The organism is Mycobacterium genavense ATCC 51234, assembly GCF_000526915.1.
In the GTDB taxonomy this organism is placed as follows: domain Bacteria; phylum Actinomycetota; class Actinomycetes; order Mycobacteriales; family Mycobacteriaceae; genus Mycobacterium; species Mycobacterium genavense.
On sequence record NZ_JAGZ01000012.1, the window covers coordinates 86,763 to 110,599 of the forward strand.

Sequence of the window (23,837 nt, forward strand, 5' to 3'; positions counted from 1 at the left end):
CTTCTCTACTGCGCCGACGGGTCAGCCTGGCCTGCGGGGAAGGACGGGACGTGACCGAGCCGGCCGCGCTCGTGTTTGAGGAACAGCAGTTCAGCCTGCCTCAGCTCGACACGATGGCCAACAGTCTGGCCGCGGCCCTGGGCAAGAGTGGTGTGACCGCGGGCCAGCGGGTTGCCGTCATGTCCTCGAATCGGCCGGAGTTCGTCGCCGCCCTGCTGGGGATCTGGCGGCTGGGCGCCACGGCGGCGTTGTTGACCCCGCCTGGAAGCACGACGAGGTCGACCACGCGCTGGCGTTGACCGACCCCACCCACGCGGTGGGGGATCACCCGGTGCTGGCCGGGATGATGCCCATGCTGCACCTGGACGAACCGGTTGCCGCCGGGGACCCGATGTCGCTGTCGTGGCCGCCGCACGTCGACGCGGTGCTGGTGTTCAGTTCGGGTACCACCGGCTTACCCAAGGCGGTCCGGCACACCCACCAAGGCTTGCTCGACGCCGTGCGGCACTGGCGCGACGCGCTGCAACTGACTCGCCGGGACCGGATTCAGGTCGCCACGCCCCCGTCGCACATCCTGGGTCTGCTCAACATCGTCACCGCGCTGCGTAGCGGCGCCCGGGTGCGACTGCACCGCCGCTTCGACATCGACACGATGCTGCACCACATCGAATCCGACCGCATCACAATTGAAATGGCGGTCGCACCGATCGCCTTGGCCATCGCTTCGCACCCGGCGCTCGAGTCGTACGATCTGTCGTCCCTGCGCTTCATCATGTGGGGCGCCACGCCGGCCAGCACCATCGTGGCCGAGACCGTGACACGGCGCACCGGCATCGGATGGGTTCCGGCCTACGGCACCACGGAACTGCCCGTCATCGCCTGCAATCCGCTCGAGGGTGCCCGGCTCGACACGGTCGGCCAACCGGTGCCGGGAGTGCAGCTGCGGGTGGTCTCGCTGGAAACCGGCCAGCCGGTCGGCGCCGGCGAAATCGGTGAGATTCAGGCGAGGTCGACCTCGCTGATGGCCGGTTACCTGCCTGCCGCGGCGACCGGCGAGGCGGTGTGCGACGGCTGGTATCGCACCGGGGACGTCGGCTGGGTCGACGCCGACCGGTGGCTGCAAATCACCGATCGGCTCAAAGAAATGATCAAGGTACGCGGATTTCAGGTCGCACCGGCCGAAATCGAGACGGTGTTGCATGGTCACCCCGCAGTCAAAGACTGTGCGGTGTTTGGCATTCCGGACGGAGTCAACGGCGAGGCCGTCGTCGCCGCGGTCGCCACGCGTGCACCCGTCGACGCCGCCAACCTCACCGCCCGGGTGGATGAGAAGCTGGCGTCCTACAAACATCTGAGCCGGGTCGTGGTCGTGCCCGATATTCCTCGCCTGCCGTCGGGCAAGGTGCTGCGCCGAGTGCTGAAGGAGCGCTATGGATGTACGTCTGACAGCTGAACAGCAACAGTTGCGTGATGCCGCCGCCAAGCTGGCCGATGACCTCGGGCCGGCCGTGGTTGCCGACCTCGCCGACGACAGCCGAATCGCCAGGCTGGACAAGCAGATTGCGGCGACGGGATGGCGATCACTGCGCTCCGACGGTGCTTCCGGCGTCGAAGTAGCGATTGTCGCCGAGGAATTCGGTCGGCGGCTGGTGGACACCCCGTTCCTCGGCCCGGTGCTGGCCGACGACCTGGCGCGCCGCGCCGGGGGCGACGCCGCCGAGGCGACGGTGGCCGTCGACGATCGCGCGATCGACGCGCGGGGTGCCCGAAAAGCGTTATCACTGACCGGCAATACCGTCCAGGCCAAGAACCTCGGCGATGTGTGTGCGGGTGCCGACTTGACCAGAGCCGACGCCGAATTGGCGGGCTCGACCGAGACTCTCGGCGAGCTGGACGGCGACGCGGTGGTACGCGCTCGCGCTGGTCGCCACGTCGGCGGACCTGGTCGGAATCGCCCGCGGCGCACAGGCCGTCGCCTGCGACTACGCGAAGATGCGCGAGCAGTACGGCAAACAGATCGGCGCGTATCAGGCCATCGCTCATCTGCTCACCGAAAGCCTTGCCCTGATTGAGGGTTCGGTCAGCGTGCTGCGAAACGCCGCGTGGGGAGTCGACGAACTCGAGCCGGCACAAGCCATCCAGGCGGCCCAGATCGCGAAGGTCTACTGCGCGCGTGCCACCAGAACCGTGTGCGAGACCAGGTCCACGGCGGCATCGGCAACACCTGGGAGTGCATCGCGCATGTCTACCTGCGTCGCGCCCTGACATCGACAGAGCTGTGGCCTGTCACGTTGAAGGAGATCGATCTTGGACTTTCGTGACTCACCCGAAGAGGCGGCCTTCCGTCAGCGGCTACGCACCTGGCTTTCGGAGCACGCCAAGGAGTTCTCCGGCTCGGGCGACGAGTACTGGGCGCGGATGGCCGACTGGCATCGCGCCCTGTACGAGAACGGCTTTTTCGGCCTGTCCTGGCCGCGCGATTGAGGCGGGCAGGATTTGGCGCCGGTGTACGACGTCATCGTCGACGAGGAGCTGGTTCGCGCCGGCGCCCCGCCGCGACCCAGCGTCGGGTACCTGGTGTACGGCATCGGTGAATACGCCAGCGACGAGGTGCGAAAGCGCTTCCTGCCCGGCATCATCGACGGCACCGAGCGCTGGTGCCAGGGCTTCAGCGAGCCGGGCGCGGGTTCGGATCTGGCGTCGCTGACCACCACCGCAACCCGCGACGGCGACAACTACGTCATCCACGGTCACAAGATCTGGACCAGCTACTCCGACGTGGCCGACTGGTGCCTGCTGCTGGCCCGCACCGATCCCGACGCGAAGCGGCACCGCGGCCTGTCGGCTTTCGTGATCGCAATGAAACAGCCTGGCGTGCAACAACGTCCGTTGCGAATGATGAACGGCGTCACCAACGAGTTTGGTCAGGTGTTCTTCGACGGTGCCATGGTGCCGGCGGACCGGATGGTCGGTGCGCCCGGTGACGGCTGGGCAGTGGCGATGACCGTCGTCGGACACGAACGCAAGCCCTCCACCCTGGGCTACGCCGCGCGATACGGCAAGCTTGTCCGACAACTGTTGGCGCACTGGGATGATCGCCAAGGCCCGGTTCCTGAGGAGCTGGCTTGGGCCGCGGTTCAGTCGGACATGCTGACGCATCACGTGCGCCGACGGTTGTCCGAACAGTTGGACGGGGTGTCGCACGGGTCGGAAGGTTCGTTGGACAAGTTGTTGATGACCTGGGTCGAACAATCCGTGGGACATGCCGCGCTGGCGGTCGCCGGGACCCGCGATCCGGAGCTGCTCAGTGCCTACCTGTACAGCCGCGCGCAAAGCGTCATGGGCGGGACATCACAGATACAGAAAAACATCATCGACAGATACAGAAAAACATCATCGCTTCGCGCATCTTGGGATTGGGAGTCTGACGTGTACGACATGCCTGCTGAAATCGACGTCCCCGCCGACGGTCCACTGCGGATCATCACGCTGAACCGGCCCGAGTCGCTGAACTCGGTCAACGACGACCTGCACTCCGGGTTGGCCCGGATATGGCAGCGGTTGACCGACGGCCCGGACGCCCGGGCCGCGATGATCACCGGCGCCGGCCGGGCCTTCTCCGCCGGCGGTGATTTCAAGTACCTCGAAGAACTCTCCAACGACGCCCAGCTGCGGGCCAAGACCATCCGCGACGGGCGCGAAATCGCCCTGGGTATGGCGCGGTGCCGAATTCCCGTGATAGCGGCGGTAAATGGGCCCGCCGTCGGCCTGGGCTGCAGCCTGGTCGCGCTGAGTGACCTGGTCTACATCGCCGAGGACGCCTACCTTGCCGACCCGCACGTGCAGGTGGGTCTGGTCGCCGCCGACGGCGGGCCGCTGACCTGGCCGCTGCACATCAGCCTGCTGCTGGCCAAGGAGTATGCGCTGACCGGCACGCGCATCAAGGCACAGCGCGCCGTCGAACTCGGGTTGGCCAATCACGTGGCCGCCGACCCGGTTGCGGAGGCAATCGCTTGTGCCAAAAAGATCTTGGAGCTTCCGCAGCAGGCGGTCGAGAGCACCAAGCGGGTGCTCAAAATCCATCTGGAGCGCGCGGTGCTGGCCAGCCTGGACTACGCCCTCTCGGCCGAGAGCCAGTCGTTCATGACCAAGGACTTCCGGGCCAACGTCGCGAAGTTCAACGCCGCGGAGAACTGAGCCGCAGGCGGCGGCTCAGTTCTCCGGCGGGCGCAATTAATTCTTGGCCGCGGCCTTTTCGCGGGCTTCGGCCGTCTTCTCCGCCCCGCGGGCGGCCTCGGCCTGGGCCTCTTTCTTGGCCACGTCGCGCTGCGCCTTGGCCTTGTCCTGCTGGGCGCGGCCTTCCTTGCGCAGGCCTTCGTGGCTGATCAGGATGCCCACGATCTCCTTGGTCTTTCCGATGGTTTCCTCGATGACGCCCCGGATGCCTTCCACGAGTCCATTGTTGCGGTCACTCATAATGGGAGCCCCCTTCGTGCGAAGTTGAATGGTGTAGTGATCCGTACCCGAAGAGGCCCACGCGGCAACGCCGTCCCGCGTGTCGCGGGTATGGTGTCGGTCACGTTCGGCGTCTATCAGCGGCAACGGATTTCGAACCGTGTCAAAGGTCGTGTCGCCGCAAAAAGTCCCGCATCACCCGATCGAACCGGTCTGGTTCTTCGATGAACGGCATGTGTGAACTCGACTCGAACAACTCGAAGCGGGAGTCCTTGATGCGCTGGTGCATGGCCCACATGTGCTCGTGGTCGCATTCGTCGTACCTTCCCGCGACCACGAGGGTCGGCAGGTCGAGCTCGGTCAGCCGGTCGAAGACATCCCAGTTGCTGACGTTGCCGACGATGCGAAAGTCGCCGGGCCCGAACACGGTTTCGTAGACCTCGGCCCCCATGCGGATGAACGCTTCGGAAAGTTCCGGTGGCCACGGTCGTAGCCGGCACAGATAAGTCTGGTTCCAGGTGCGGATCGCATCCTGATATTCGGGCGAGTGCGTCGTGCCGGCTGCTTCGTGGCGGTCGATGGCGGATTGCGTAGCCGGGTCCAGGTCGCGCTTGCGCCGGGCTACCATCTCCGAAAACGCGGGAATGGACGCGATGCTGTTCGAGATCGTCAGGCTGGCCGCCGGCGACGCGACGTTGAGCAGGTACTGCTGCGCCAGCATGCCGCCCCATGAATTGCCGAAGACGTGGAAGCGGTTTAGGCCGAGCGCGCCGATGACAGCATCCATTTCGGCGACCGAGCGTTCCATCGTCCACAGGGTGGGGTCCGACGGGCATGCGGAATTGCCGCAGCCAAGCTGATCCCAGAAGATGACCTCGCGTTCATCGGCCAGGCGTTGCAGCGAAAGCAGATAGTTGTGCGGTACGCCGGGCCCGCCGTGAACGGCCAGCAGCGGAAGACCCCGCCCTCCGCCGACCCGCTTGAACCACACATTTCCGCCCGGAACCGCGATGGTCCCCTCCGCCTGAGTCATCGCTGCCCATCTTTCGTTGTTGCCGCGAAAGTGCAAGCGACACGTCGTTGGTGCAACTTGGACTCTCCAAATGAGAGAATAGTGTTCTCATTACCGAAACGGAGAAACCGTGCCTGAAGCTGTCATCGTGTCCGCCCTGCGCACCCCCATCGGCACCGCCCGCAAGGGGACGCTGCGCGCCACCACCGCGTTCGAGCTCGCACACCACGTCGTCGCGGAGGCGGCGACGGATCTGGATCCGGCGCAGGTCGACGATGTGATCCTGGGCGAGGGCCTGTACGGCGGGGGCGTGGTCGCCCGCCACGCGGCCATCACCGCCGGGCTGTCGCAGGTGCCCGGGCTGGCCAACAACCGGCATTGCGCGGTCGGGCAGGCGGCGGTGCAGAGCGCGGCGGCGAGCGTGCGCGCCGGGATGGACGAGCTGATCATCGCCGGCGGTGTGAACGCGGCGTCGACCTCGCCGCGCTCCAGGATCCAGGTGGACGGCGAATGGGTGGACTGGTTCCCGCCGACGCACCCGGACCGGCCCGACGCGCCGAACATGGACATGTCGATCACCGTGGGCTGGAACGCCGCGGTCAAGGCGGGCGTTAGCCGCGAGGAGATGGATGCCTGGGCGTTGCGGTCGCACCGCAACGCGATCGCCTCGGTCGACGAAGGCCGCTTCAAGGAGGAGATCGTCCCGATCGAGACGCCGCCCGGGCTGTTCTCGGTCGACGAGCACCCGCGTCGCGACACCACGATGGAAAAGCTGACCGGGCTCAAGCCGCTGCATCCCGAGATCGAGGGTTTTTCGATCACGGCCGGCAACGCATGCGGCGCCAACGACGGAGCCGCGGCGTTGGTCGTCGCCAGCGACCGGCTGGGGTTACCCGCGCTGGCCACCGTGCGGTCCTGGGCATCGGTCGGGGTCGACCCGGCGCTCACGGGGCTGGCACCCGTCGAGGCCATCCCGAAAGCCCTTGCCCGCGGTGGCCTTTCGATCTCTGATGTGGACCTGTTCGAAATCAACGAGGTGTTCGCGGCGATGTGCGTGGCGACGATCAAGATGCTCGAGCTCGACCCGGACAAGGTGAACGTCAGCGGCAGCGGCTGCGGGCTGGGGCATCCGGTGGCGGCAACCGGAGCCCGGATGCTCGTCACGCTGGTGCACGAACTGCGCCGGCGCGGTGGCGGAATCGGTGTGGCCGCCATGTGCGCGGGCGGCGGCATGGGTTCGGCGACGGTCATCGAGGTACCGGCTCCATAATGTGTCCATGACCATCGCCGAGCTAATCACCGGAGCGCGCAACGGATCTCAGCGCGCGACCGGTCGGCTGCTTAGCTTGGTCGAGGGCGAACAGCGGGACGAGGTGCTGGCCGCCGTCGGCCCGGCGAGCGCCCTGGCGGTGCGCGTCGTCGGCATCACCGGTCCGCCCGGGGCCGGTAAGTCGACGACGGTCGCGGCCCTCGTCGGCGCCTACCGCGAGCGCGGCTGCCGGGTGGCCGTGCTGGCCGTGGACCCGTCGTCGCCGTTCAGCGGCGGCGCCCTACTGGGCGATCGCATTCGAATGGCCGCGCATATCAACGACTCTGACGTGCTGATCCGCTCGGTGGCAAGTCGTGGACATCTCGGCGGCCTGGCGGCCGCGGTTCCGGCGGCCATCCGCCTGCTGGGCGCGATCGGCTACGACGTGGTGCTGCTGGAAACCGTCGGGGTGGGGCAGTCGGAGATCGAGATCGCCGCCGTCGCCGACCCCACCATTGTCATCCTCAACCCCGGGGCCGGCGACGCCGTCCAGGCCGCCAAGGCCGGTGTGCTCGAAGTCGCCGACATCGTCGCGGTCAACAAGGCCGACCGCGAGGGCGCCGAACAGACCGTGCGAGATCTGCGCGCCGAGACCAAGGCCCCGATCGTCAGCCTCATCGCCGCCCGGGGCGAGGGCGTTGCCGACCTCGTCACCGCCATCGACGACCATCACCGCGCGGACAGCCGCGAGCGTCGGGTGGCGCGCGCCCGCGCCCAGATCCTTTCCCTGGCGCAAAGCCAGCTGCGGGCACAGACGGATCTCGACGGGCTCGCCCAAGCGGTGGTCGACGGACACGACGATCCCTATTCGGCCGCCGCGCAACTGCTGCGACGCGCAGGTCAGGACCGGGACTGAGCCTGGCCTGTCCTCCGATCGGGGGACAGGGCGTTCCTCTGTTTTCGGGCCCGATCGGCGGAGTTTCGACCCGCTAAACCGGCCTAACTTAACTGGTGTATCCACGACGAGTTAGGAGACCCCCGGACATGACTCGCACACCCGAACTCTCCGCGGCACAGTTGCGTGAACAGCTGGAGCTGTACCGCCAAATGTGGGTCTTGCGCCTGCTCGACATGGCGGTGGAGGAGTTGCGCATCGACGGTCGTCTCAACCAGGCCGTCCAGGCCGCGTTCGGCCAAGAGGCGGTGGCCACCGGCACCGCGGCGGCCCTTCGCCCGGGTGACGTCATGACCACCGCCATCATCCATCTGCAGCACGCTCAGCAGACCGCTTGCGCGCTGCCGCTGGGTCCGGCCCTTGCTGCATTGATCGAGCCCGAGTTCGACCCGGACGGCGGGGCCGAAGCCTCATTCGTGGCGTCGGTTCGTGGAATGTCCCCCTTCTCAAGCGCTTTGCGGCAATCACCGCTGCTGGCCGTGGGACACGCCTACGGCAAGCAACTGGCCGACGACGGCGGGTTACGTTGTGCGCCATGGAAACTCGCGACGTGAAGTCCGCGGACTTTGCCGAGGCCGCCCACATCGCGGTGTCCTGGCAGCTTCCGGTGGTGTTCGTCATCGAGAACGCGAGTCAGGACGCCTACGCGGCCAAATGCCACGGGATCCCGGTGCACTCGGTCGACGGCAACGACGTTGAGGCGGTTCGCGACTCGGTCGCCGAGGCGGTGCGACGCGCGGGCGCGGGCGAAGGCCCCGTTCTCGTCCAGGCGCGGACCCAGCGCAGCAACGGGGTGGCCTCGACGGACCCGCTGGTTTTCGAACGGCAGCGCCTGATCGGCGCGGGCATCAACGCCGGACACCTCTACGAGCTGGAGCGGCGGGCCCGCCACCTGGTCGCCGAGGCCGAAGCTCAGGCGAAGGCGATGCTGGCCGAAGAGCAGCCGCAGCCGATTCGGGAGCCGGAAGTTTGGCCGGCCGCTAGTTGAGCAGACCTTGGCGCATAGCTTCGGCGACCGCGGCCGCGCGATCGCTGACCCCAAGCTTCTCGTATAGCCGCTGCACATGCGTCTTGACCGTGGACGGCGCTACGAACAACTCGCCGGCGATTGCGGGGATACTTTGACCGCGGGCAATACGATTGAGTACCTCGCGTTCCCGGGCGGACAGGACCGGGGCCGACGGTTCGGCTCGTTGGCGAATCTGGGCGGCCAGGCCGCCGGCCAGCGACGGCGCCACCACGTCGTTTCCGTTCGCGCAATCGAGCACGGCTTTGAGGATCTCGGTCCGCGTCGAGTCCTTGAGCAAAAAGCCGGCCGCGCCCTGCTGCAGCGCTTGATACACGATGGCCGCCTCGTCGTGGGCCGACAGCAGCAGCAGCACGCGGGTGGGCAATTCGTTGTTTCGCACCGCCGCGGCCACCTGGGCGCCGTCCATGCCGGGCATCCGGAAGTCGAGCAACGCGACGTCCGGACGGTGCTGCTTGATCAGTTCCAATGCCTGCGTGCCGTCGTCGGCCTCGCCGACGACGTTCACCTCGCCGCTGAGCGCGAGTGCCGGACAACCCCTTCGCGGAACAGCGGGTGATCGTCGCCGACGACAACGCGTACCTTCTCGGGCATTGCTGCGCCGGCCATGGCGGTCAGTGTAGCTGTTTGTCGCACCAGCGCGGATTGTCGCCACGGAGAATCTGATGCGGGTTTTGCCACTTAGCCTCGGAGGGGCAAGCACAGATGAGTACTGTGTTCGGGTGGCGGATACCAGCGACGCGGAGTTGCGTCGGGTACGCAGGATCCACCGGCTGCGCTCGTATCGAATCGCGTCGGTAATACGGATCGGCGTGGTGGGTCTGATGGTCGCTGCCATGATCATCGGCACGGCCCGGTTCGAGTGGCCGCAGCAGGGCATATTGATCGTCGCCTACTCGTTCGTCGCACTGTGCGCCGTGGCGCTGGCGTTCTCTCCGTTGCACCAATGGGTTGGGCCGGGCCGGCTGGAACCGGTTGCGTTCACGGTCATCGACGTCGTCGCGCTGACGGTCTTCCAGCTGCTGTCCACCGACGGCGTCTATCCGCTGCTGATCATGACGATGCTGCCCATCCTGCTGGGCCTCGACGTCTCGTCGCGGCGCGCCGCGGTGGTGCTGATCTTCTCCATGGCGGGGTTCGCGATCGCGGTGCTGCAGGACCCGCAGATGCTGCGCTCGATCGGGATCTTCGAGGCCACTTTCCGCTTCGCGCTGTACGGGTTCCTCTGTGCCACAGCGTATACGGCCGTGCGTATCGCGGAGCGGCACACTCGTTCGGTGGCCGAACTGAGCGTGCTGCGCGAAGAGTTGCTCGCCCAGACGATGACCGCCCAGGACGTGTTGCAGCGCCGCATCTCGGAAGCCATTCACGACGGGCCGCTGCAGGACATCCTCGCGGTCCGTCAGGAACTCGTCGAGTTGGAAACCGTGCTGCCGAACGACGAGCGTGTCGAGCGCGCGCTGGCCGGTCTACAAGCCGCGTCACAAAGCCTGCGGCAGGCGACTTTCGAGCTGCATCCGGCCGTGCTCGAGCAGGTCGGTCTGGGTGCCGCGGTGCATCAGTTGGCCTCCGATGCCGCGGAGCGTTCGGGCATCGAGATCTCCACCGAAATCGACTACCCCGACCGCAACGAGATCGACCCGATCGTCTTCGGCGTGGTGCGCGAACTGATCTCGAATGTGGTCCAGCACTCGCACGCCAAGCACGCCTCGATCACGCTGGGGTCACCGACAACCGATGTGTCCTGCATGTCGTCGACGACGGCGTGGGCTTCAACACCGAGACGATGGCACGCCGACTGGGGGAGGGCCACATCGGATTGGCGTCGCACCGGGCCCGGATCGACGCGGCCCGTGGCGTGTTCGTCTTCCTCGACACCCCGGTAGGCACCCACATCTGCGTGCAAGTGCCGCTCAAGTAGTGACCCGACGCGAAACTTAAACCGCGGCGGTGTTCTTCGGCGTGTCGTCGCCAAGGCTTAAGTGTCGCGGCGAAATCCGGCCTACTGCAGGTCGACGGACTTCCCGGTGGCCGCGGCGTAGCCCGCGCGGTAGCCGAAAACCATTGCCGGGCCGATGGTTCCGCCGGCACCGCCGTAGGCCCGTCCGGTCGCCCCGGCCATCGCGTTGCCGGCGGCAAATAGCCCCGGGATCGGCTCCCCGCTCACGTGCAGCACCCGGCCGTCATGATCGGTGCGCGGCCCGCCCTTGGTGCCCATCGCGCCGATGGACACCGGCACCGCGTAGTAGGGCGCGGTGTCGATCGGGCCGAGCGTCTTCCCGGCGGCGGTGGTGGCACTGTCGTCGCCCCAATAGCCGTCGTAGGCACTGGAACCGCGGCCGAAGTCGGGATCGGCGTCCTCGGCGACGTGGCGGTGCCACTCGTCGATCGTGCGGATCAGACCCGCGGCGTCGATACCGGTCTTGGCGCCCAGCTCGTTCAGATCCGCGGACTCGCAGAACCAGTCCGGCACCGGCTCGCCCGGTGCGACACCGAGAAATCCGTAGCGCTGCAGGTGAACCGAATACCAGACCTCCAGGCGCCCGGTCTCACCCCGCCAGCGCGGGGCGGCCGCCGATCGCGTGTCTTCGTCCACGGCGACCCTAAGGGCTACTCCGCGATCCGAGTCGCCGGGTGCACCGCGATGAGCCCTAATTGGCTGCGGCGCTTGCACATTGCCGCCAGCTCGGCATAAGCCTTGGCGCCGAGTAGTTCGGTGAGCTCGTCGGCCAGGCTCTCCCACACCTGCTTGGCGCCGACGTGTGCCGCCGGGTCGCCGGTGCAGTACCAGTGCAAGTCGGCACCGCCGGAGCCCCAGCCGCGGCGATCGTATTCGGTGATCCAGGTCTTCAGGATTTCGGTGCCGTCGGGCCGCGTCACCCATTCCTGGCTGCGCCGGATCGGCAACTGCCAGCACACCTCGGGCTTCATTGTCAGCGGCGGCACGCCCAGCTTCAAAGCCTTGCTGTGCAGGGCGCAGCCGATGCCGCCGGCAAAGCCGGGCCGGTTCAAGAAAATGCACGCGCCCTTGTATTTGCGGGTGCGGTGCTGGGGCTCGCCGTCGTGCTCGTCGAGTTTTAGATAACCCTTACGGCCCAAACCCTTTTCGCGGAATTGCCAGTCGGCGTCGGTGAGCTGCTTGACCGCGTCGTCCAGGCTGGCGCGGTCGTCGTCGTCGGACAGGAACGCGCCGTGCGAGCAACACCCGTCGTCCGGGCGGCCCTCGACCGTGCCGCGGCAGGCGGGTGTGCCGAACACGCACGTCCAGCGTGACAGCAACCACGTCAGGTCGGCCGCGATCAGATGCTCCGGATTGTCCGGATCGAAGAACTCCACCCATTCACGGGCAAAATCCAATTCAACTTCTTGCCCAGGCTCGGGGTGCGAATTCGCCACGGATGCAACGTTAGACCAAAATTCACGTCCATCGAGCCGCTCACACTCGCGCCCGCCGCAGCGGGGACCCGCTGATCTTGAATTCCGCCGGGATCGCGTCGACCGATATCGGATTGTGGTGTTTCACAGCGGGGCGCAACCCAAACCGCTTCGCCCTCCCGCTAGTTTGTGTTCGTGCGATTAGGCGTGCTCGACGTGGGTAGCAATACGGTCCATCTGTTGGTGGTTGATGCCCATCGCGGCGGGCATCCCACCCCGATGAGTTCGACGAAGGCCACCCTGCGGTTGGCCGAGGCCACCGACAGCTCGGGCAAGATCACCAAGCGCGGCGCCGAAAAACTCATCTCCACGATCGACGAGTTCGCCAAGATCGCCATCAGCTCCGGCTGCGCGGAGCTGATGGCCTTCGCCACCTCCGCGGTCCGCGACGCCGAGAACTCCGACGACGTGCTGACCCGGGTCCGCAAGGAAACCGGTGTCGAGTTGCAGGTGCTGACCGGGGTCGACGAGTCGCGGCTGACCTTCCTGGCAGTGCGCCGCTGGTACGGGTGGAGCGCCGGGCGCATCATCAACCTCGACATCGGCGGCGGCTCGCTGGAGCTGTCCAGCGGCGTCGACGAGGAACCCGAGGTCGCCTTGTCGATGCCGCTGGGTGCCGGCCGGTTGACCCGCGAGTGGCTGCCCGACGATCCACCCGGGCGGCGCCGGGTGGCGATGCTGCGCGATTGGCTGGACGCCGAGCTGGCCGACGCCAGTGTGGCCGTGCTCGAGGCCGGCGCTCCCGACCTGGCCGTGGCGACGTCGAAGACGTTCCGGTCGCTGGCCCGGCTCACCGGCGCCGCGCCGTCGGCCGCCGGACCACGGGTGAAACGGACGCTGACAGCCAACGGCCTCAGGCAACTCATATCTTTCATCTCTAGGATGACCACCGCTGACAGGGCGGAATTGGAAGGAGTCAGCGCCGAACGGGCGCCACAGATCGTGGCGGGCGCCCTGGTGGCGGAGGCGAGCATGCGAGCGCTGTCGATAGAAACGGTGGATATCTGCCCGTGGGCGTTACGGGAAGGTCTCATCTTGCGCAAGCTCGACAGCGAAGCCGACGGAACCGCCCTCGTAGAGACCTCGGTGCGCAATGCTGGAGGTCAGGCAGGAGATCGGAACGCCAACCGATCGAGAGGCGACAAACCATGACCGGACCACACTCCGAGACCGAGAGCCCCGGCACTCGGCCCATCTCGGTGGCCGAGCTGCTGGCCAGGAACGGGACCATCGGCGCCCCGGTGGGCACCCGGCGGCGTCGGCGCCGCCGCGGCGACAGCGATACGGTCACCGTCGCCGAGCTGACCGGTGAGATTCCCGTCGTCCGCGACGAGGAGCACGACAAGACAACACCCGAGGCCAACGGCACCGTCGAGGTCGCCGAACCCGAGGCGGAGGCGGCACCCGAACCCGTCTCGGAGCAGGTCGGGACCGCCCCCGAGGCCCAGCCCAACCCGGCGACCCGGCCCGAGCCTCGTTGGCCCAAGTCGGCGCCGCAGCCGCCCCGGACGGGACCGGAGCGCAGCGCCTACCCGCGGCCCGCTCGGCGCCCCGACGCGCCAGAGGCCGACCGGCCGGCGGAGCCCGTCGGCAAGCTCGCGGCGTCCTCGGGCGCCGAGGACATGAGCCCGGATCCGCTCGAGCAGTACGCCGACATCCCGGTCGACGTCATGGACTCCGACGTGCGCGAGGCCGAACCCGCGACCGAGGATTCCGCCTATGTCCGCTCCTACCTGCAGGACTCGACCCTGTTCGGCGGCCAAACCCTCGCCGACGAGGTGGCGCGACGGCGCAGCGACGAGCGCGACGGCGCCGACGCGGACGCGCTGACCGACGCGGCCGAGGATCACGTCGGCGTCGAGGCGCCCCGCACGGACGGGTTCGGGGACGTCCGCGCGGCGCCCGGCAAGCTCGCGGCGCTCTGGCGCGGCACCCTGATCGTGTTTCAGTCGATGCTAGCCGTCGCCTTCGGAGCCGGGTTGTTCATCGCGTTCGACCAACTGTGGCGATGGAACAGCCTGGTGGCGCTGGTGCTGTCGGTGCTGGTCATCCTCGGGCTGGTGGCCGGGGTGCGGGCGGTGCGCAAGACCGAGGACATCGCGAGCACGCTGATCGCGGTGGCCGTCGGGGCGTTGATCACTCTGGGGCCGCTGGCGCTAACCATGCAGTCCGGCTAGGCGTCACCCGCAACAGTGCGCCCGGCAATCAAGGTCGGCCTGTCCACGGCCTCGGTCTACCCGTTGAGGGCCGAGGCCGCGTTCGAGTATGCGGCCCGGCTCGGCTACGACGGCGTCGAGCTGATGGTGTGGAGCGAGTCGGTCAGCCAGGACATCGCCGCCGTCAAGAAGCTGTCGCAGCGCTACCAGGTGCCGGTGCTGTCGGTCCACGCTCCTTGCCTGCTGATCTCGCAGCGGGTATGGGGTTCCAACCCGATTCCCAAGCTGGAACGCAGCGTGCGGGCCGCCGAGGAGCTCGGCGCGCAGACCGTCGTCGTGCATCCGCCGTTCCGCTGGCAGCGGCGCTACGCCGAGGGATTCAGCGAGCAGGTGACGAACCTGGAAGCGTCCAGCGACGTGATGGTCGCGGTGGAGAACATGTTCCCCTTCCGGGCGGACCGCTTCTTCGGGACCGACCAGTCGCGGGAACGGATGCGCAGGCGCGGCGGCGGCCCGGGACCGGCGATTTCGGCGTTCGCGCCGTCGTATGACCCGCTGGACGGCAACCACGCGCACTACACGCTCGACCTGTCGCACACCTCCACGGCGGGCACCGACGCGCTGGAGATGACCGCACGGATGGGCGCCGGGCTGGTGCACCTGCACCTGTGCGACGGCAGCGGCCTGCCCGCCGACGAGCACCTGGTGCCCGGGCGGGGCACGCAACCCACCGCCGAGGTGTGCCAGTTGCTGGCCGCCGGGCACTTCACCGGCCACGCCATCCTCGAGGTATCCACCTCGAGCGCCCGCTCGGCCAGCGAGCGCGAAGCCATGCTGGCCGAATCGCTGCAGTTCGCCCGCACACATTTGATGCGATGACCGCCGACCGTCAGGAGACCATGACCGCGCTATTCACCACCGCCATGACGCTGCGGGAGGTCGATCCGGGCGTATACGAGGGGGAGCTCAACAAGCACTGGACCATCGGGCCCAAGGTGCACGGCGGCGCGATGCTGGCGCTGTGCGCCAACGCCGCCCGGCACGCCTGCGCCGAGTCCGGACACGAGCCGGTGGCGGTGTCGGCCAGCTACCTGTGGGCGCCCGACCCGGGGCCGATGCGGCTGGTGACCTCGATCCGCAAGCGCGGCCGGCGGATCAGCGTCGTCGACGTCGAACTCGTCCAGGGCGACCGCACCGCCGTTCACGCCGTGGTCAACCTGGGCGAGCCGGAGCACGTTGCGCCCGGCGGCGACACGGCGCCGCTGCTGACGGCGAACCCGGTGCTGGACCTGATGGCGCCCGAACCGCCCGACGACATCGAACCGATCGGGCCCGGCCACCCGCTGGCCGGCCTGGTGCACCTGGGCGAGGGCTGCGACGTCCGGCCGCTGCTGTCGACGCTGGCACCCAGCACCGACGGGCGACCCCCGATCCTGCAGATGTGGGCGCGGCCGCGCGACGTCGCCCCCGACGGGCTCTTCGCGCTGATGTGCGGGGATCTGTCGGCGCCGGTGACGTTCGCCGTGGAGCGCACCGGCTGGGCGCCGACGGTTCAACTGACGGCCTTTCTGCGGGCCCTGCCCGCCGACGGGTGGTTGCGGGTGGTCTGCACCTGCCTGGAAATCGGGCACGACTGGTTCGACGAGGATCACATCGTCGTCGACAGCCTGGGCCGGCTCGTCGTGCAGTCGCGCCAGCTGGCCCTGGTGCCTGGGAAGCGGTGAAGCCCCGGTAGCCAGCAGAAGCTTGGGCGTCTGCGATGCTTTCGCCATGGCGAGAATCGCGATCATCGGCGGTGGCAGCATGGGCGAGGCCCTGCTGTCGGGTCTGCTTCGGTCGGGGCGACAGGTCAAGGACCTGGTCGTGGCCGAACGCGTCCCGGAACGGGCGAAGTACCTGGCGGACACGTACTCGGTGCGGGTTACCTCCACGCTGGCGGACGCCGTCGACAACGCGACATTCATCGTCGTCGCGGTCAAGCCCGCCGACGTCGAACCGGTGATGACCGAGGCGACCAAGGCGGTCTCCGCGGCCGAAGGGGACAGCGCCGAGCAGGTTTTCGTCACCGTCGCGGCGGGGATCACGATCGGCTTCTTCGAATCCAAACTGCCGGCCGGGACGCCGGTGGTCCGGGCGATGCCCAACGCCCCGGCGGTGGTTGGAGCCGGGGTAACGGCCCTGGCCAAGGGCCGCTTCGTCAGCGCCCCGCAGCTGGAAGAGGTGACGGCGCTGTTCGACGCCGTCGGTGGCGTGCTGACCGTGCCCGAGTGGCAGATGGACGCGGTGACCGCGCTGGCGGGCTCCGGGCCCGCCTATTTCTTCCTGATGGTCGAGGCCCTGGTCGACGCCGGCGTCGCGGCCGGTCTGAGCCGCGGGATGGCGACGGACCTGGCCGCGCAGACGATGGCCGGGTCGGCGGCGCTGCTGCTGGAACGGCTGGATCGCGAGCCGGGACCGGCCGACAGTGAGGCGATGGGCAAGCAGGCGGACGCCACCGCGGCGCAGCTGCGTGCCATGGTGACCTCGCCGGGCGGTACCACCGCCGCTGCGCTGCGCGAACTTGAACGAGGGGGCCTGCGCGCCGCCGTCGATGCCGCCGTTCAGGCCGCGAAAACGCGCTCTGAGCAGCTAAGAATTACATCGGAATAATTTAAAGATTTCGAAATGATTGTCCCCCACCAGTACCAGTAATCCCACTAGTCCCGCTATTCTCCTACGTGTATGCCCGTGTGGGTGCCAGCGGAGGGGAAGCCGGTGGCGTTGCGCGGGCCTGACACGATTGGGTTGCGATGACGTCTACGAACGGGCCATCGGCGCGAGATTCCGCAGGTAAGGCGCGGGACACAGCTTCGGCCGATAGCCAGGCAAGGACACAATTTCTAACCGTCGCCGAAGTGGCGGCCCTGATGCGGGTCTCCAAGATGACGGTTTACCGGTTGGTGCACAACGGTGAGCTGCCGGCGGTGCGGGTTGGGCGGTCCTTCCGGGTGCACGCCAAGGCCGTGCACGACATGCTGGAGACGTCTTACTTCGACGCCGGCTGAGCCGCCGCCCGAGCACGGCGGCACGGGTCGGGACCGACGCTTGGAGCGCGGCCATTGGAGTGGTCGCGCGACTGGCGGTTTGGTGTTCGGTGCGGCCCGCCGGGTAAAGTGACCGCGAGGTTTTCCAGATTTTTAGCAGTCCTTAAGCGGTCACCGGTCAGATAGCGGAGTTCATGGGTTCAGTAATCAAGAAGCGGCGCAAGCGTATGTCGAAGAAGAAGCACCGCAAGCTGCTGCGCCGCACGCGGGTGCAGCGTAGAAAACTCGGCAAGTAAGCCCGCGTCGCGCACCCGAAGAACTCACCGACCGTCGTTCGGCCATGGCGCCGCGACCCATCCCGGCAGCTAGGCTGTTTGGGTGGATTCGTCGAGCGGGGGCGGCGCCGGAACCGGCGACAACGCGGATAACACGATGCACTACCCCAAAGTGGTGCTCGTTACCGGCGCGTGCCGGTTTCTCGGCGGCTACCTGATCGCCCGGCTGGCGCAGAACCCGCTGATTCAGAACGTCATCGCGGTGGACGCGATCGCCCCCAGCAAGGACATGCTGCGCCGGATGGGGCGGGCCGAGTTCGTTCGCGCCGACATTCGTAATCCCTTCATAGCCAAGGTGATTCGCAACGGCGATGTCGACACGGTGGTGCATGCCGCCGCGGCGTCGTACGCGCCGCGCTCCGGCGGCACGGCGGCGCTGAAGGAATTGAACGTGATGGGCGCCATGCAGCTCTTCGCGGCCTGCCAGAAAGCGCCGTCGGTGCGACGCGTCGTGCTGAAGTCGACGTCGGAGGTGTACGGGTCGAGCCCGCACGACCCGGTGATGTTCACCGAGGACAGCAGCAGCCGTCGTCCGCTGCGCGGTGGTTTCGCCAAGGACAGCCTCGATATCGAGGGATACGTCCGCGGATTGGGCCGGCGCCGGCCCGATATCGCGGTGACGATTCTGCGGCTGGCCAACATGATTGGCCCGGCGATGGACACCACACTGTCGAGGTATCTGGCCGGTCCGGTGGTCCCGACGATGTTAGGTCGTGACGCGCGACTGCAGTTGCTGCACGAGCAGGATGCGTTGGCCGCGCTGGATCGCGCGGCGATGGCCGGCAAGGCCGGCACCTTCAACATCGGCGCCGACGGGATCATCATGCTGTCCCAAGCGATCCGGCGCGCCGGCCGGATTCCGTTGCCGGTGCCCGGATTCGGAGTGTGGGCACTCGATTCGCTGAGACGGGCTAACCGTTATACCGAGATCAATCGCGAGCAATTCAACTACCTGAGTTATGGCCGGGTCATGGACACCACCCGGATGCGCACCGAGCTCGGCTACCAGCCGAAGTGGTCGACCGCGGAGGCCTTCGATGACTACGTTCGTGGCCGCGGCCTGACTCCCATAATCGACCCAGATCGGGTACACTCCTTGGAAGGTCGCGCCATAGCCTTAGCGCAGCGCTGGGGTAGCCGAAATCCAATTCCATGGACTGGAGTCAGGTAGACATCGTGGCGGGTGAAACCAGAGCGAATGTTATTCCCCTGCATAGCAATCGGGGTCGGGTAGCAGCTCGCCGGAGAGCCGAAGCGTCGCGTCAGCATCCTTCCTTGCTCTCCGATCCGCACGGACAGGCGTCGGCCGAACAGGTCGCCGCGGTGGTTTGCGAAATCGACGAGCACCGCCGCGTCGGTGGTGGGGCGACGGCGACGGAGGCTCCGCTCAACGAGTTCGCTCAACACGTCGCCGCGGTCGCCGGATTTTTCCGGCAGCGGATGACCGGTGACTACACCGTCGACGAGTTCGGGTTCGATCCGCACTTCAACAACGCGATCGTCCGGCCGTTGCTGAGATTCTTCTTCAAGTCCTGGTTCCGCTGCGAGGTCAGCGGAATCGAGAACCTGCCGAGCGAGGGCCCCGCGCTGTTGGTGGCCAATCACGCCGGGGTGTTGCCGTTCGACGGACTGATGCTTTCGGTCGCGGTGCACGACGAGCATCCGGCGCAACGGGACATGCGACTGCTGGCCGCCGACATGGTGTTCGACCTGCCGCTGGTCGGTGAGGCCGCCCGCAAGGCGGGTCACACCATGGCCTGCACGACCGACGCGCATCGATTGTTGGCCGCCGGCGAGCTCACCGCGGTGTTCCCGGAGGGCTACAAGGGTCTGGGCAAGCGCTTCGAGGACCGCTATCGGCTGCAGCGGTTCGGCCGCGGTGGCTTCGTGACGGCCGCGCTGCGCACCAAGGCGCCGATCATCCCGTGCTCGATCATCGGGTCCGAGGAGATCTACCCGATGCTCACCGACGTGAAGCTGCTGGCGCGGCTGTTCGGCCTGCCCTACTTCCCGGTCACCCCGCTGTTCCCATTGGCCGGGCCGGCGGGCCTGCTGCCGCTGCCGTCGAAGTGGCGCATCGCGTTCGGCGAGCCGATCTACACCAACGACTACGCCGCGTCCGACGCCGAGGATCCAATGGTCACCTTCGAGTTGACCGATCAGGTCCGCGAGACGATCCAGCAGACGCTGTACCGGCTATTGGCCGGGCGCCGCAACGTGTTTCTCGGCTAGCCTTCTGCCCCCGCGAACGAAAACGGACTGCGAACTCCGGGGCCGAATTTCGCGGTGGCTTTACGCTCGCGGGAAGACTTACTTGACCATCGTGAACTGGCACACGTTGGTGTAGCCGTCGCGGAACAGGTCCGAGCAGCCCCGCAGGTACTTCAGGTAGATGTCGTAGGTGTCCTGCCCCTTCAGGGCGATCGCCTCTTCCTTGTGGGCTTCGAGGGCGTCTGCCCAGGCGGTCAGCGTCGGGACGTAGTTCTTGCCGATGAAGTGGTGTCGCTCGATCTTGAAGCCCGCATCCGTGGCGTACCTGTCGACCAGATCGACCTGGGGCAGCTTTCCGCCCGGGTAGATCTCCTTCAAGATGAAGCTGATGAACCGCAGCAGGGTCATGTTCACCTTCAACCCCATCGCGTTGCCCTCTTCGCGGCTGGGCACCACGATCGAGTGCAGCAGCATGCGGCCGTCGTCGGGCAGCAGGTCGTAGTACTTCTTGAAGAAGGTGGCGTAGCGCTGGTACCCGGCGTCACCGGCGCCGTCGGCGAAGTGCTCAAACGCGCCCAGGGACACGATGCGGTCGATGGGTTCGTCGGGGAATTCCTCCCAGCCCTGAATCCGCACCTCCTTGCGGCGGGGGCTGTCCATCTTGTCGAACTCCGCCACGCAGTGCGCGTACTGGTTTTCGCTGAGCGTCAGGCCGATGACGTTGACGTCGTAATCGGCGACCGCGTGCCGCATCGTCGAGCCCCAGCCGCTGCCGATGTCGAGCAGCGTCATGCCGGGCTCGAGGTTCAGTTTGTCCAGGGCGAGCTTGCGCTTGGCGTATTGCGCCTCTTCGAGCGTCTTGGTCAGGTTCTGTGGGTCCGGGTTCTCGTCGAAGTAGCCGCAGCTGTAGGTCATCGACGGGTCAAGCCAGAGCTTGAAGAACTCGTTCGACTTGTCGTAATGCGACCGGACCGCTTCGACCGGTGGTTTTAGCTGTTGGGTGCTACCCGTTTCCCCCTGGGGCGTCATCGAATCGACCCTACTTTTGTGCGGAAATTGATGCAATTGCGGCCACGGTTTCTTCGGGGCGCGCGTCTGAATGCGAGGCCTCACCGAGCATCGTGACGATGCTGGTGACGACCGGCTTCCCGTCGGCGTCTGTTACTTCGCTGCGAATCTCGGCGATGACGGTGCCGTGCGACTCGATGACCGAGTCCAGATACGTGTCGAAGTGCAGTTTGTCGTCGGCCAGGATCGGGCGGTGAAAGGTGAACTTCTGGTCGCGATGCAGCACTCGCGCGATGTTGATCGGGATGCTGAACTTGGTGAAGATGTCCAGCTGCACGCGCCGGCCCGCAATCGCCAGGAAGGTCAGCGGTGCCACCACCGCCGGATACCCGGCTTCGGCGGCGGCAACCTCGCTGAAGTGCGTCGGGTGGTCGTCTTGCACCGCGAGCGCGAACTCGCGGATCTTTTCTCGTCCGACCTCGAAGTGATCCGGCGCCCGGTAATGGCTGCCGATCAGGCCCTGAGTGCCCTCTGGAAGGTGCGTAGCCCCCTCGGAAGTGTTCATGGCTGTAGCACACGCTCCCCACTTAATCGTTGCTCAGCGGCGCAGCCTATCAGCGTGATTGACGCCGGGACGCCAACGCCGCCAGCGCACCGCCCGCCGCGCCGAGTGCCAGCGCCGACGGCACCCCAATCCGCGCCGCCTTGCGAGCGGTCCGGAAGTCGCGGATTTCCCATCCCCGTTCGCGGGCCAGGCTGCGCAGACGCGCGTCGGGGTTGATGGCGACCGCCGTGCCCACCAGCGACAACATCGGTACGTCGTTGTAGCTGTCCGAATAGGCCGTGCACCGTTTGAGGTTGAGGCCCTCGCGGATCGCCAGGGACCGCACGGCGTGTGCCTTGCCGGGCCCGTGCAAAATGTCGCCGACCAGCCGGCCGGTGAAGACGCCGTCGACCGACTCCGCGACGGTGCCGAGCGCGCCGGTCAGGCCGAGCCGACGCGCGATAGTCGCGGCGAGCTCGTAGGGCGTTGCCGTGATCAGCCAGACCTGCTGGCCGGCGTCCAGATGCATCTGGGTCAGCTCGCGGGTGCCCGCCCAGATCTTGTCGGCGATGATCTCGTCGTAGACGTCCTCGCCGAGCGCGACGAGTTCGTCGACCGAGCGGCCCTCGATGAAGGTGAGTGCTTTGCGCCGGCCGGCGGCGACGTCGTTGCTGTTCTCCTTGCCGAGCAACTGAAACTTGGCCTGCGCGTAGATGAATCCGACGACGTCGCGATAGGTGAAGTAGTTGCGCGCGGCCAGTCCGCGTCCGAAATGCACCGCGGAGGACCCTTGCACCAACGTGTTGTCCACATCGAAGAATGCGGCGGCGGTCAGGTCGATCGGCGGTTGCGGGCCACCCTGGGCGGCGGTGGACTCCTGCAACCCCTCGAGCGCGCGGGCGGCGCTGGCGTTGGCGGCGACGGATTCCAAGTCGACGCGCACGGCGGGGTCGGTGCTGTCCGACTCACCCGACTCAGCGGAAGTCGACTCACCCGACTCAGCGGAAGTCATCGTCACACCTCCTAGATCGCCGGGCCGTCCGATGGCCGTGCTGCGGCCGCTATCAACCCTATCCGGCAGATGTCAGGGGCGGGTTTACGGCTCGGGGATCGGTTGTGGGCACGACGGCCGGCGACCTACGACGAAGATGAAGTAGCGATCTCAGCGTTATCTCCGATGTTGGACGCCAGACCGCCTTCTAGCCTAATTGCGCTGGGCCCCAATGCTGTTCACGCCGACGGCGCCCATTGTCAACGTCGACGCAGCCGGCACCGGTGCCCCGATCACCGCATTGCCGCGTACTGCCGCAGGGAAAGAGACCGACCGTGAACACTAAAGCTCTGCTGATTGCTGCCACGGGAGCGTTCGTGCTGCTCGTGGGAACTTTGGGCCTGATGTCGTCCCGAGATGAGACATCAGCCGGCCAGGGCGATCTTCGGTACCTCGAGGCCTCCGAGCACGCCCAGCCCGTCGAACACTCGGCTGCCCCCCGGAAAGCGCGAGCCGCAACGCCCGGGCAGGAGGAATACCAAGTCCAAGGCCCCGACCATTCGGTGACTGTCGGGCAGCTCGACCCGGCCGTGGACATCGCGTGGGGTCTCCAGGCGAGAGAGGCGGAGCGAGAGGCCGCCAGGCCGGCGCTGGGTGCCGTCCGCAGGAAGTGACGTAATCGGTTGCGGCCCATTCGCTGTTAGATGCGCGCCCGCGTGTGCCATTGGAACATGTCGATGCGTAGACATTTCGGACCATCCGCCAAACGGCGGGCAACATGGTTGTTTGTTGCGCTCTCTGCCTTTTCGATGCTCCATATGTTTATGATTACGACAGTCAACGCTCCCGCGGGTCCCTTTCATCGCGCATTACAGTCGGTGTATCGAGGATATATCGACCCGATCTTCTATCAAGATTGGCGGCTCTTCGCTCCTAACCCCGTCGTTTCCGACCGCGGATTTCTGATCAGAGTCAGGTATGACCACACCGTTTCGCCGTGGGCAGACATCACATCGGCGGCAATAAACAAGAAGCTGGCCAGTCCGCTATTGCCGCGGAAAGAATACGACATGTCCAATCGGCGCATCTAGCCATCCGAAACTGGGAAGCGCCAGAGCTGCAACTACTTCGCGACAAGCGCCTGTCGCAACTTTCAGTAAAAGAATCACTAGAGCACGCCGAAGACAAAGACTACCGGTACACACTCGTGCCTATCGCACCGAAAGAACAGCAGGCAAGGAAAACCGGCGAATGCTTCGCTTTCAATGTCCTCGACGTCTACGCGAAGAAAATATTCCCCCCGGGTTTCACGGCGCTGCAGCTCAGAACGGTGGAGATTCCAGCTCGCCCACCGAAATTCGACGATGAACTCGAGTTCGATGACTACCAGGACCCGCCACCCGGTCAGACAGTCAATGGTTAACCGGCGTTCCCAC

At 66.8% G+C, this 23,837-nt stretch carries 20 protein-coding genes and 7 pseudogenes; 19 read left to right on the forward strand and 8 right to left on the reverse strand.

Features of this window, described 5'->3' with window-relative positions:
* Nucleotides 1-50 precede the first annotated feature (50 nt).
* From T428_RS29990 to T428_RS32340, 4 genes and pseudogenes are all read left to right on the forward strand, one after another.
* Nucleotides 51-1,453 (forward strand): annotated as a pseudogene (locus T428_RS29990) (class I adenylate-forming enzyme family protein).
* Nucleotides 1,431-2,321: pseudogene (locus T428_RS29995) on the forward strand (acyl-CoA dehydrogenase family protein). The pseudogenes T428_RS29990 and T428_RS29995 overlap by 23 nt, the downstream one beginning before the upstream one ends.
* Nucleotides 2,308-3,428: pseudogene (locus T428_RS30000) on the forward strand (acyl-CoA dehydrogenase family protein). The pseudogenes T428_RS29995 and T428_RS30000 overlap by 14 nt, the downstream one beginning before the upstream one ends.
* A 1-nt stretch (nt 3,429) precedes the next feature.
* Nucleotides 3,430-4,197, forward strand: coding sequence for an enoyl-CoA hydratase/isomerase family protein (locus tag T428_RS32340; RefSeq protein ID WP_084298823.1), 768 nt, complete (start codon nt 3,430-3,432; stop codon nt 4,195-4,197).
* Between the two features lie 36 nt (nt 4,198-4,233).
* On the opposite strand, the gene mbp1 is transcribed toward T428_RS32340, so the two are convergent.
* Together mbp1 and T428_RS0121105 are read right to left on the reverse strand one after the other, a co-directional pair.
* Nucleotides 4,234-4,476, reverse strand: coding sequence for a microaggregate-binding protein 1 (mbp1, locus tag T428_RS0121100; RefSeq protein WP_025738035.1), 243 nt, complete (start codon nt 4,474-4,476; stop codon nt 4,234-4,236).
* Between the two features lie 142 nt (nt 4,477-4,618).
* Nucleotides 4,619-5,488 carry a proline iminopeptidase-family hydrolase gene (locus tag T428_RS0121105; protein WP_036468600.1) on the reverse strand — a complete coding sequence of 290 codons (870 nt, stop codon included), beginning with the start codon at nt 5,486-5,488 and terminating at the stop codon, nt 4,619-4,621.
* Nucleotides 5,489-5,597: 109 nt separating this feature from the next.
* Here T428_RS0121105 and T428_RS0121110 point away from each other — a divergent pair, with 109 nt between their 5' ends.
* The 3 genes and pseudogenes from T428_RS0121110 (at nt 5,598) to T428_RS36215 (ending at nt 8,659) form a co-directional block, all read left to right on the forward strand.
* Nucleotides 5,598-6,737 carry a thiolase family protein gene (locus tag T428_RS0121110; RefSeq protein WP_025738037.1) on the forward strand — a complete coding sequence of 380 codons (1,140 nt, stop codon included), beginning with the start codon at nt 5,598-5,600 and terminating at the stop codon, nt 6,735-6,737.
* A gap of 7 nt (nt 6,738-6,744) precedes the next feature.
* Nucleotides 6,745-7,632, forward strand: a complete 888-nt coding sequence (gene meaB / locus T428_RS0121115) for a methylmalonyl Co-A mutase-associated GTPase MeaB (protein WP_025738038.1) — start codon at nt 6,745-6,747, stop codon at nt 7,630-7,632.
* A gap of 128 nt (nt 7,633-7,760) precedes the next feature.
* Nucleotides 7,761-8,659, forward strand: a pseudogene (locus T428_RS36215) (thiamine pyrophosphate-dependent enzyme).
* Here the strand turns inward: T428_RS36215 and T428_RS30010 are convergent.
* A pseudogene (locus T428_RS30010) lies at nt 8,652-9,292 on the reverse strand (response regulator). The pseudogenes T428_RS36215 and T428_RS30010 sit on opposite strands and share 8 nt — an antisense overlap.
* Before the next feature lie 128 nt (nt 9,293-9,420).
* Between T428_RS30010 and T428_RS30015 the strand changes: the two are divergent.
* Nucleotides 9,421-10,619 (forward strand): annotated as a pseudogene (locus T428_RS30015) (sensor histidine kinase).
* 81 nt (nt 10,620-10,700) lie between these two features.
* Here T428_RS30015 and T428_RS0121135 read toward each other — a convergent pair.
* Together T428_RS0121135 and T428_RS0121140 are read right to left on the reverse strand one after the other, a co-directional pair.
* Nucleotides 10,701-11,231, reverse strand: a pseudogene (locus T428_RS0121135) (FAD-binding protein); the annotation flags it as partial.
* A gap of 77 nt (nt 11,232-11,308) precedes the next feature.
* On the reverse strand, nt 11,309-12,094 hold the full coding sequence (locus T428_RS0121140; RefSeq protein ID WP_025738040.1) for a DUF3109 family protein: 786 nt from the start codon (nt 12,092-12,094) through the stop codon (nt 11,309-11,311).
* A 174-nt stretch (nt 12,095-12,268) separates the two neighbouring features.
* Between T428_RS0121140 and T428_RS0121150 the strand changes: the two genes are divergently transcribed.
* From T428_RS0121150 to T428_RS0121185, 9 genes are all read left to right on the forward strand, one after another.
* A complete protein-coding gene (locus T428_RS0121150; protein ID WP_025738041.1) occupies nt 12,269-13,285 on the forward strand; it encodes a Ppx/GppA family phosphatase in 1,017 nt (338 codons plus the stop codon).
* Complete coding sequence (locus tag T428_RS0121155; protein WP_025738042.1) at nt 13,282-14,310, forward strand: hypothetical protein; 1,029 nt, start codon at nt 13,282-13,284, stop codon at nt 14,308-14,310. The genes T428_RS0121150 and T428_RS0121155 overlap by 4 nt, the downstream gene beginning before the upstream one ends.
* A gap of 15 nt (nt 14,311-14,325) precedes the next feature.
* The gene (locus T428_RS0121160) at nt 14,326-15,168 is read left to right on the forward strand and encodes a sugar phosphate isomerase/epimerase family protein (protein ID WP_025738043.1); all 843 of its coding nucleotides are present in this window, start codon (nt 14,326-14,328) and stop codon (nt 15,166-15,168) included.
* A gap of 20 nt (nt 15,169-15,188) precedes the next feature.
* The gene (locus T428_RS0121165; RefSeq protein ID WP_025738044.1) at nt 15,189-16,013 is read left to right on the forward strand and encodes a thioesterase family protein; all 825 of its coding nucleotides are present in this window, start codon (nt 15,189-15,191) and stop codon (nt 16,011-16,013) included.
* A 46-nt stretch (nt 16,014-16,059) separates the two neighbouring features.
* Nucleotides 16,060-16,938: a pyrroline-5-carboxylate reductase gene (proC, locus tag T428_RS0121170; protein ID WP_025738045.1), complete on the forward strand. Its 879-nt coding sequence runs from the start codon at nt 16,060-16,062 to the stop codon at nt 16,936-16,938.
* Between the two features lie 140 nt (nt 16,939-17,078).
* Complete coding sequence (locus tag T428_RS0121175) at nt 17,079-17,333, forward strand: cell division/environmental response transcriptional regulator (protein WP_025738046.1); 255 nt, start codon at nt 17,079-17,081, stop codon at nt 17,331-17,333.
* A 173-nt stretch (nt 17,334-17,506) separates the two neighbouring features.
* Nucleotides 17,507-17,608 (forward strand): 30S ribosomal protein bS22, encoded by a 102-nt coding sequence (locus T428_RS32345; RefSeq protein ID WP_003402602.1) that lies wholly within the window; start codon nt 17,507-17,509, stop codon nt 17,606-17,608.
* 82 nt (nt 17,609-17,690) lie between these two features.
* On the forward strand, nt 17,691-18,818 hold the full coding sequence (locus T428_RS0121180) for an SDR family oxidoreductase (RefSeq protein ID WP_025738047.1): 1,128 nt from the start codon (nt 17,691-17,693) through the stop codon (nt 18,816-18,818).
* Nucleotides 18,800-19,879 carry a lysophospholipid acyltransferase family protein gene (locus T428_RS0121185; RefSeq protein WP_036468603.1) on the forward strand — a complete coding sequence of 360 codons (1,080 nt, stop codon included), beginning with the start codon at nt 18,800-18,802 and terminating at the stop codon, nt 19,877-19,879. The genes T428_RS0121180 and T428_RS0121185 overlap by 19 nt, the downstream gene beginning before the upstream one ends.
* Before the next feature lie 78 nt (nt 19,880-19,957).
* On the opposite strand, the gene T428_RS0121190 is transcribed toward T428_RS0121185, so the two are convergent.
* The 3 genes from T428_RS0121190 to T428_RS0121200 are packed head-to-tail and all read right to left on the reverse strand — an operon-like array spanning nt 19,958 to nt 22,422.
* Nucleotides 19,958-20,887 (reverse strand): cyclopropane mycolic acid synthase family methyltransferase, encoded by a 930-nt coding sequence (locus tag T428_RS0121190; RefSeq protein ID WP_025738049.1) that lies wholly within the window; start codon nt 20,885-20,887, stop codon nt 19,958-19,960.
* A 10-nt stretch (nt 20,888-20,897) separates the two neighbouring features.
* A complete protein-coding gene (locus T428_RS0121195) occupies nt 20,898-21,431 on the reverse strand; it encodes an FAS1-like dehydratase domain-containing protein (RefSeq protein ID WP_025738050.1) in 534 nt (177 codons plus the stop codon).
* A gap of 49 nt (nt 21,432-21,480) precedes the next feature.
* Complete coding sequence (locus T428_RS0121200; protein ID WP_245605016.1) at nt 21,481-22,422, reverse strand: HAD family hydrolase; 942 nt, start codon at nt 22,420-22,422, stop codon at nt 21,481-21,483.
* Nucleotides 22,423-23,225: 803 nt separating this feature from the next.
* Between T428_RS0121200 and T428_RS36220 the strand changes: the two genes are divergently transcribed.
* Together T428_RS36220 and T428_RS32950 are read left to right on the forward strand one after the other, a co-directional pair.
* Nucleotides 23,226-23,492 (forward strand): DUF5819 family protein, encoded by a 267-nt coding sequence (locus tag T428_RS36220; RefSeq protein WP_425412066.1) that lies wholly within the window; start codon nt 23,226-23,228, stop codon nt 23,490-23,492.
* A complete protein-coding gene (locus T428_RS32950) occupies nt 23,399-23,824 on the forward strand; it encodes a hypothetical protein (RefSeq protein WP_156943017.1) in 426 nt (141 codons plus the stop codon). The genes T428_RS36220 and T428_RS32950 overlap by 94 nt, the downstream gene beginning before the upstream one ends.
* Nucleotides 23,825-23,837 lie beyond the last annotated feature (13 nt).